The organism is Streptomyces sp. NPDC054932, assembly GCF_053610205.1.
In genome coordinates this window covers 1-7,494 of sequence record NZ_JBSGXU010000287.1, presented here as the reverse complement: position 1 = coordinate 7,494, position 7,494 = coordinate 1, and the positions used below count along the sequence as shown (strand labels likewise).

General features: G+C 73.0%; 7 protein-coding genes. 1 reads left to right on the top strand and 6 read right to left on the bottom strand.

Annotated elements, in window-relative coordinates; genetic code table 11:
- Window positions 1-111: 111 nt before the first annotated feature.
- The 4 genes from fxsA to ACWGE1_RS38845 all read right to left on the bottom strand — a co-directional run bounded on the left by fxsA (window position 112) and on the right by ACWGE1_RS38845 (window position 4,184).
- Window positions 112-684 carry an FxsA family membrane protein gene (gene fxsA / locus ACWGE1_RS38860; protein ID WP_453425188.1) on the bottom strand — a complete coding sequence of 191 codons (573 nt, stop codon included), beginning with the start codon at window positions 682-684 and terminating at the stop codon, window positions 112-114.
- A gap of 98 nt (window positions 685-782) precedes the next feature.
- Complete coding sequence (locus ACWGE1_RS38855; protein WP_453425187.1) at window positions 783-1,592, bottom strand: polyprenol monophosphomannose synthase; 810 nt, start codon at window positions 1,590-1,592, stop codon at window positions 783-785.
- A 305-nt stretch (window positions 1,593-1,897) separates the two neighbouring features.
- The gene (locus tag ACWGE1_RS38850; protein WP_453425186.1) at window positions 1,898-3,517 is read right to left on the bottom strand and encodes an amidohydrolase; all 1,620 of its coding nucleotides are present in this window, start codon (window positions 3,515-3,517) and stop codon (window positions 1,898-1,900) included.
- 226 nt (window positions 3,518-3,743) lie between these two features.
- Window positions 3,744-4,184 carry an Lrp/AsnC family transcriptional regulator gene (locus ACWGE1_RS38845; protein WP_030011705.1) on the bottom strand — a complete coding sequence of 147 codons (441 nt, stop codon included), beginning with the start codon at window positions 4,182-4,184 and terminating at the stop codon, window positions 3,744-3,746.
- 216 nt (window positions 4,185-4,400) lie between these two features.
- On the opposite strand from ACWGE1_RS38845, the gene ACWGE1_RS38840 reads away from it, so the two are divergent.
- Entirely contained in the window at window positions 4,401-4,880 is a 480-nt protein-coding gene (locus ACWGE1_RS38840; protein WP_453425185.1) for a hypothetical protein, read from the top strand.
- Between the two features lie 43 nt (window positions 4,881-4,923).
- Here ACWGE1_RS38840 and ACWGE1_RS38835 read toward each other — a convergent pair whose 3' ends face one another.
- Together ACWGE1_RS38835 and ACWGE1_RS38830 are read right to left on the bottom strand one after the other, a co-directional pair.
- Entirely contained in the window at window positions 4,924-6,015 is a 1,092-nt protein-coding gene (locus tag ACWGE1_RS38835) for a phosphotransferase family protein (protein WP_453425184.1), read from the bottom strand.
- Between the two features lie 15 nt (window positions 6,016-6,030).
- Complete coding sequence (locus ACWGE1_RS38830; RefSeq protein ID WP_453425183.1) at window positions 6,031-7,164, bottom strand: hypothetical protein; 1,134 nt, start codon at window positions 7,162-7,164, stop codon at window positions 6,031-6,033.
- Between the last annotated feature and the right edge of the window lie 330 nt (window positions 7,165-7,494).

Genomic DNA, 7,494 nt, shown 5'->3' with positions numbered 1-7,494 from the left:
CTTAACTTCTTTCCGCGCCTGCAGGTTCTCTTGTCTATACGAGACAGGCCACACAGTGTGTGGCGGGGCCCCTCGGCTTGTGCTGCTTCCGCGGCCCTACGGGGCCACGGGCTACGGGGCCAGCGGCGGGCGGTACGCCGCGTCCGGCCCGCCCTGCTGCCCGGGGCCGTCCTCGCGGATGACCTCGCCCTGGACGACCTTGCCGTCGGGATAGTGGATACGGGCCTGCTGGAAGGCGTCACCGAAGCTGCCGGCGGGCGAGGCGGCCATCTTCCGCTCCAGCGAGCGGGCGGCGCGGCGCGCGATCCGGGCCCGGACGGGCGGGAGCAGCAGGAGCAGGCCCGCCGCGTCGGAGATCAGGCCCGGCATCATCAGGAGCAGGCCGGCCAGCATGGTGAGGCCATTGCCCTGGCCGGGCTGCTGCGGGGTGGGCTGCTGCCCCTGCTGGGCCTGCTGGAAGGTGTCCGCGAGGTTCTTGAAGGCACGCCGCCCGGCGCGCTTGATGACCACCGCGCCCAGGACGATGCCGCCCGCCAGCAGCGCGGCCACGCCGAGCCCGCCGGCCACGTCCGCGACCACGGTGAGCAGCCAGATCTCCAGGATCAGCCAGGCGGCAATCGCCAGGGGAAGGAACGTACGGGCGGGCGAACGCCGCCGGGGGGCCGTGGAAATGCCGGTCGTCATACCACCCAGTGTGCCTGGGGCCGCGTAAAAGCGGCCTCAGCCGGAGGTACCGGACATCCCCTAGGGGGTGTCCCGCGGTCGCCGGGCGCCTCCAGGGCTCAAGCTCCGGCGCCCGGCTTGTCCGTGCCGTGGCCGGTCTCCTTGCCGCTCTCCCTGCCGAGCAGCTTGGACGCCTGGGCCTTGAGGCCCCATTGGGTGACCCGCCACAGGGCCTCCACCACGATGTCCTTGCTCATCTTGCTGTCGCCGAACTCACGCTCGACGAAGGTGATGGGCACCTCCACCACGCGGAAGCCCTTCTGCACGGCCCTGCGGGCCAGGTCGACCTGGAAGCAGTAGCCCGCGGATGCCACCTGGTCCAGGCCCAGGCCCTCCAGGGTCTCGCGGCGGAAGGCGCGGTAGCCGCCGGTCACGTCCCGGATCGGGACGTTCAGCATCAGCCGGGAGTACGTCGAACCGCCGCGCGAGAGGAACTCGCGGCTCTTGGGCCAGTTGACGACGCGGCCGCCCGGCACCCAGCGGGAGCCCAGCACCAGGTCGGCCCCGGCCAGCGCGGTGAGCAGTCGGGGCAGCTCCTCCGGCTGGTGGGATCCGTCGGCGTCCATCTCGACGATCACGCCGTAACCGGCCTCCAGGGCCCAGACGAAGCCCGCCAGGTAGGCGGCGCCGAGCCCCTCCTTGCCCTTGCGGTGCAGGACGTGGACGTGGTCGTCACCGGCCGCGAGTTCGTCGGCGAGCTTGCCGGTGCCGTCGGGGCTGTTGTCGTCCGCGACCAGGATGTGGGCCTCGGGCACCGCCGCGCGGACGCGCCCGACGATCAGCCCGATGTTCTCCGCCTCGTTGTAGGTCGGAATGATCACCAAGGCTGTACCGAGCGGCCCGTAGGTCCGCTGTCCGCCGTCGCTCACTGAGTCCCCTTTTGTGCTCTTGCACGTCCTGTACGTCTGGTCGCAGAGGATGACTTTAGAACAGGGATCGGGGCCCGCGGTCCTTCGGGCCGGTCGGACGCCCGCTGGCTGCGGGCCGCCGTGACCGTTGTCTACTGGACCGCCGGACCCCGATCCGGGGCCACCGACCGCCCGGCGAAACCTTCCCTCGCCCCCGAGGCGCGGGCGCGCTGCGCAGACGGCGTCGTCCGGCACGGACTTCCTGTGGTGGACCCGGCCGAACCTATCCGGGTCCGCCCGCCCGTACCGAACCGAGGCCCGCCGGATCACCCCTGTGGGCGTACGAATACCTCCCGCCCGCCGACGACGGTCGCGAGGCACACCGGCAGGTCGGATCCGGGGGTCAGATCGGGTAGTCCGGGGGTGCCCGAGCGGGGGTCGGTGGACCAGCGGGCGACCCGGTCGTCGGGGGCCTGAACGACCAGGTCACCGGTCTGCCAGACCGCGTAGTCGGCGGGCGCGCCGGGGACGAGAACGCCCGCGTCGTCGCGTCCCAGCGCCCGCCAGCCGCCCCGCGTGTGGGCGGTGAAGGCGGCCCGTACGGAGATCCGGTGCTCGGGCGTCCGGTGGAAGGCGGCCGCGCGGACGGTGCCCCACGGGTCGAGCGGGGTGACCGGCGCGTCCGAGCCGAAGGCCAGCGGGACACCCGCCTTGAGCATGGCCGCGTACGGGTTGAGGGTGCGGGCGCGCTCGGCGCCGAGCCGGTCCGCGTACATGCCGTCCTCGCCGCCCCAGGCCGCGTCGAACGCGGGCTGCACGGAGGCGGTGAGCCCCAGCTCCGCGAAGGCGGCGATGGTGGCGGGGGTCATCATCTCCGCGTGCTCCACCCGGTGCCGGGCGGCGCGGACGCGTGCCAGGCCGACCTTTTCGGCAGCCGCCCGGATACCCTCGACGACGGCGCTGATCGCGGCATCGCCGATGGCGTGGAAACCGGCCTGGAGGCCCTCCTCGGTGCAGGCGGCCACGTGCTCGGTGACGGCGCGCACGTCGAGGTACTCGGTGCCGGTGTGCGCGGCGTCCGCGTACGGGGCGTGCAGGCAGGCCGTGTGCGAGCCGAGGGCGCCGTCGACGAACAGGTCCCCGGCGGCTCCGACGGCCCCGAGCTCCCGGGCCAGGGCGAGGTCGCGGTCGGCCCAGTACCCGAAGACGCGCGGCCCGGGCCGCTCGGCGGCCAGCGCCAGCAGACCGGTGAAGTCCTCGGCGGAGGAGATGTCGGGCCCGCCGCACTCGTGTACGGAGCCGATGCCGAGGGACGCGGCCCGGTCGAGGGCGGCCCGCTGGGCCTCGGCGCGCTGGGCGGGAGTGACGGCGGCCAGCGCGGCCCGCCGTACGGCGTGGTGGTCGTCGGCGGTCAGCGGCCGGTCGCCGTCGGGCCGGACCCCCGGGACGAGGGCGAGCAGGGCCGTGGTGACCACGGCCGAGTGCACGTCGATGCGGCTGAGGTAGAGCGGGCGGCCGCCGGTGGCCTCGTCGAGCTCGGCGCGGTGCGGGGCCCGGCGCTCGGGCCAGCGGGCGGCGTCCCAGCCGTGCCCGAGGAGCACCCGGTCGGCCGGACGGCTCGCGGCGTAGCCGCGTACCAGGTCCAGCGCGGCGGACAGGGAGCGGGCTCCTGTGAGGTCCAGCCCGGTCAGGGCCAGGCCCGCGGAGGTCGTGTGGACGTGGGCGTCGGTGAAGGCGGGCGTGACGAGCGCGCCACCGAGGTCGACGACCTCGTCCACACCCTGCGCGAAGGCGTCGGCGGCGCCCTCGGACCCGACCCAGGCGATGCGGCCGCGCTCGACGACCATCGCGGTGGCGAAGGGGTCGGCGGGGCTGTGCACCTCGCCCCCGCGGAGGAGGACGGTGCGGGTGGGGTCGGTGGGGGCGGGTGTCGCGCGCTCGGTCATGGGGACAAGTTTCGCGTGTTCGCAGGGCGCGCGTGGACGCGGGTGGGCGCGAGGCACGGCGGGCCCCGCGGACGGCCTTCCCGGACCGCCCCCGCACCGGGCGGGGCAGGGGCGGGACTCCCGGGCTTCCGCCCGGGGTCCGGGTCGCGCACGGGCGCGTTCGGGGCGCGGGCAGCGCGCTCACCAAGCGCGTGCGGGGCGTGCGGGGCGTGCCGGGCGTGCGGAATCAGACGCGGGGCGGGCGGGCCTCGTAAGGGGTGGACAGGACGACCGTCGTGCGCGTCGAGACGTGGGCGAGGGCACGCAGGCGGCCCAGGAGGTCTTCCAGCTCCAGGGGGGTGGCGACGCGCACCTTCAGGATGTAGTTCTCGTCGCCCGCGACGCTGTGGCAGGCCTCGATCTCGGGGACGCCGGCCAGCCGGTCGGCGATGTCGTCCGGGGCACTCGGGTCGAAGGGCTTGACCGAGATGAACGCGGTCAGCGGCAGGCCGACGGCCTCCGGATCGACCACGGCCGCATAGCCGCGGATCACCCCGCGCTGCTCCAGACGTCGTACTCGCTGATGGACTGCCGACGTGGACAGTCCCGTGGCCTTGCCCAGATCCGTGTAGCTCATCCGCCCGTCCCGCACGAGCAGATCCACGATCTGGCGGTCCAGCTCCTCCATTGCGCTCATAGCCGCTCAACTTACGGCCAAGGGCGCTCCAGGCCCAGTGCTGTCCGCCCACTGGAGGCATCTGCGCCAGGCATGTGACCAAGGCCACAGGGGTATGCAGGTGGAGGCCTGTCTGTTGTGGTTACTCGTGACGCTCGACGGGAATTGGTTGCTGTGGCCGAGGCCGAAGAACCTGCCCGCCCGGCCCACCCAAGGGGGAGTACATCCATGCTGAATACCAAGCGCGCCGGTCGCATCGAACCGGAGCCCCTGGAACCGCTCGATTCCGGGGACGGCACGTACCCGGACGACGGCGGGGACGGCGACTACCTCGATGACCTCGAGGGATTCGACATCCACCACGCGATCTGCCCCGACTGCGGCCAGTCGATCGCCCTCGTCGCGGACGAGGAGTACCTGCCGCAGCACGCCCTCTGCCTGACCCCGTGGAACCCCTTCGGCCTCACCGTGTGCGCGGGCACCGGGCGGCCCGCCACCGATGCCCTGCCCACCGTCGGCATGATCCAGCCGGTGGAGGCGCAGGAGCTGGAATCCGTCGTCCTGTCGACCCTGCCGCAGGGCCTGGACTGGCGGACGCAGCCCTTCTCCCACGTCGGCGGTCCGGGCTCGCGTCCGGTCCGTGTGGTGAGCCCGGTACTGCCGCGGCAGCAGGCGCAGACGCGGCAGCAGCACGCCCAGGCGGCCTGACGGCCGCCCGGCGCTCGGCTCCCTTCCCGCTGCCCCTGCTCCCCTACCAGTACGTCCCCTGCACCATGGCGGCCAGGCTGGCGTGGTGCAGGATCAGGCTGTCGGGATCCGCCGGGACCTCGACCTCGCCGAAGTGGGCCTGCCGGTAGGCGATGCGCAGCATCACGATCCCGTGCCGCAGGGCCGCGTAGAGGGTGTGGAACTCCATGTCCTGCGGGGTGTGCCCGGTGAGTTCGGCGTACCTGCGCTCCAGGTCCTCGCGGCGCAGGAAGTCCGGCAGGCCGGGCTGGCCGAAGCCGACGGTGAGGTCCTGGAAGAACCGGTGCAGGTAGACGGTCCAGCCCAGGTCCACCTCGCGCGGGGCGTACGCCGCCATCTCCCAGTCCAGGACGGCCACCGGCGTGAAACCGTCGTAGATGACGTTGCCGATGCGGGCATCGCCCCAGTTCAGGACGGCCGGTCCCTCGTCCTGCGGCCACAGCTCCTCCAGACGGGCGAACGCCCTCTCGATGAGCGGTGACGGGGCGAGCCCGCCCACCACCCAGGAGTAGTAGGCGCGTTGGGCGTCCACGTGCCGGCGCAGCGGGGTGCCCTCGCCCTCGGGCAGGAGGAACTCCGCCTCCTTCGACGGGAACTGGTCGTGCAGGCGGGCCAGCAGCGAGATGCTCGCCTCCTGGAGGGCGGCGCGCTCGGCATCACTGGCGGCATGCAGCCAGTTGCCCTCGTAGGTGTAGGGCATGACATCGGGCGGGACCCGGCCCTCCGCGCGCGCCATCACGAAGAACGGGGCCCCCAGCGGGCCGGGGTCCTCCTCCAGCCACTGCACGCGCGGGACGGGCACGTCCGTGTGCTCGGCGACCAGGCTCATCACCCGGTGCTGGCGCGGCATGTCGTAGGTCGGGAAGACGGTGTAGGCGGCAGGGTCGGCGGCGAGCCGCAGCGCGCAGGCGCGGAGCGGGGTGTCGGGGTGCTCTATGTCGAAGAGCAGGGTCTCGCTGGACATTCCGTTGGATCCCGGGACGGAGACACCCGTGACCTTCGCGCCGGGGAGCCTGGTGTCCAGCCAGGCCGCGAGCCGGCGGCCGAGCTCCTCGGGCTCGCGGGTGGAGGTGCGCGGACGTGGTGCGGTGGCCATGGTCGGTCCCCTTTCCTACTGGGCGACGGAGGAGTAGTCGGCGAAACCGCTCGGGTCGTGGCGCCCGAAGCTGCCGTGCTCGAAGATGCCGTGACCGACCTGCCCGTCGAGGGTGAAACGGGCCGAGTGGTCGGTCACCCCGAAGGCGGCCATCGGGTGGGCCGCGGGGTCGGAGAGGTCGTAGACGCGGCGGTCGCTCCAGCCGCGGCCCTGCCAGGTGCCGTGCTGCCAGTCGCCGGCCGGCGGATAGCCGGCGCCGACGGCGAGCGGGGAGGAGTTGAGGATCTCCACGCCCAGCTCGAGGGGCTTGCGGGAGGGGTCGGTGAGGTGGACGACGGCCCGCTCGGGATGCCGGCTGCCGGGGCGATAGCGGATCTCGGTGTGCGGCCAGCCGAGTTGGACGTCATTGCGGCCGCTGCCCTCGGGGAAGACCTGGACGGCCTCGTTCAGGGTGCGGTGGCCGTCCGCGTCCTCCTGGGCGATGACCATGACGAAGCGGTCCTCGAAGCGGACCGGGATCCACAGCCAGTGGAACCCCTCGGGGCGGTGCTCCTCGGCCGCGCGACCCCCTTCCTCCCCGGGAATCGGCCGCACCCCCCAACTCCGGTCACGGGTACCGGTCCACTCCCCCGGTGTGAGGGTGAACTCCTCGCCCTTGGCCCGGATCGTGCCGGCGACCCGGCCGGCCTGGACGAAGCGGCGCCCTTCCAGCATGAGGCGGTCGCCGCGCCGCTGGATGTGGTGCGGCTCCCAGACGGCAGGGAACTCGGCGGTCCAGGTGATGTCGTACGAGAGCCCGTGCGGGTCTGCCGGGTCGGGAGCGCAGCTCAGCGTGAGCTGCTTGAGCGGCACGTCGACGGTGATGGACAGGGGTCCCACCGAGAGGTTCATACGGTCGTCGGTGAGGGCGTCGGAGGCCCGGACGGCGAGGAGGTCGTCACCGATGCGGAGGGTAGCGTAGGCATCGATGACCCCGGCGTTGGGGTAGACGCCGAGGCCGAGTATCAGGACGGCGCGGCCTGCGTGGTCGAAGACGTGGAAGATGCAGCGGTCATAGGCGTTCCGGTCGCCGCTGACGAGGTGCTTCATCGACAAGGGCGCCTGATGGATGGGGTATTCGTCGAGGGCGACGGGCCGGTCGGCGGGCATGGCGAACCTCCTGGACGACTTGGGGGGTGGCTGCGGGCGGGGCGGCTCGGGGGATGGCTGCAGGGGCGGCTGCAGGGGGCGGCTCGGGCAGATATGACGGTACGTCAGAAACTGTGCTCACGACCAGTGTTCTGGCACGCTCTGACAGAGCGGCGCGGTGTGCCGGGGGGCGGGAGCCAGGGCCGATGCGGGCGCGGGGCGGCTTCGGGGGGCGGGGCTTCGGTGGGGCGGCGGTCAGGGATGTGTATGGGGGTTTCCCGTCAGTCCCATCGTCTCTCCGTGTCGGGCCGGCCCCTCAAGGGCGCTCCTCCTTCGTCGTCGCGTCGCTGC

What these genes read in the sequence shown, in the direction of transcription:
- ACWGE1_RS38830 (WP_453425183.1), bottom strand. Translation starts at nt 7,164, where the DNA reads ATGCCCGCCGACCGGCCCGTCGCCCTCGACGAATACCCCATCCATCAG.
- ACWGE1_RS38845 (WP_030011705.1), bottom strand. Translation starts at nt 4,184, where the DNA reads ATGGAGGAGCTGGACCGCCAGATCGTGGATCTGCTCGTGCGGGACGGG.
- fxsA (WP_453425188.1), bottom strand. Translation starts at nt 684, where the DNA reads ATGACGACCGGCATTTCCACGGCCCCCCGGCGGCGTTCGCCCGCCCGT.
- ACWGE1_RS38840 (WP_453425185.1), top strand. Translation starts at nt 4,401, where the DNA reads ATGCTGAATACCAAGCGCGCCGGTCGCATCGAACCGGAGCCCCTGGAA.
- ACWGE1_RS38835 (WP_453425184.1), bottom strand. Translation starts at nt 6,015, where the DNA reads ATGGCCACCGCACCACGTCCGCGCACCTCCACCCGCGAGCCCGAGGAG.
- ACWGE1_RS38850 (WP_453425186.1), bottom strand. Translation starts at nt 3,517, where the DNA reads ATGACCGAGCGCGCGACACCCGCCCCCACCGACCCCACCCGCACCGTC.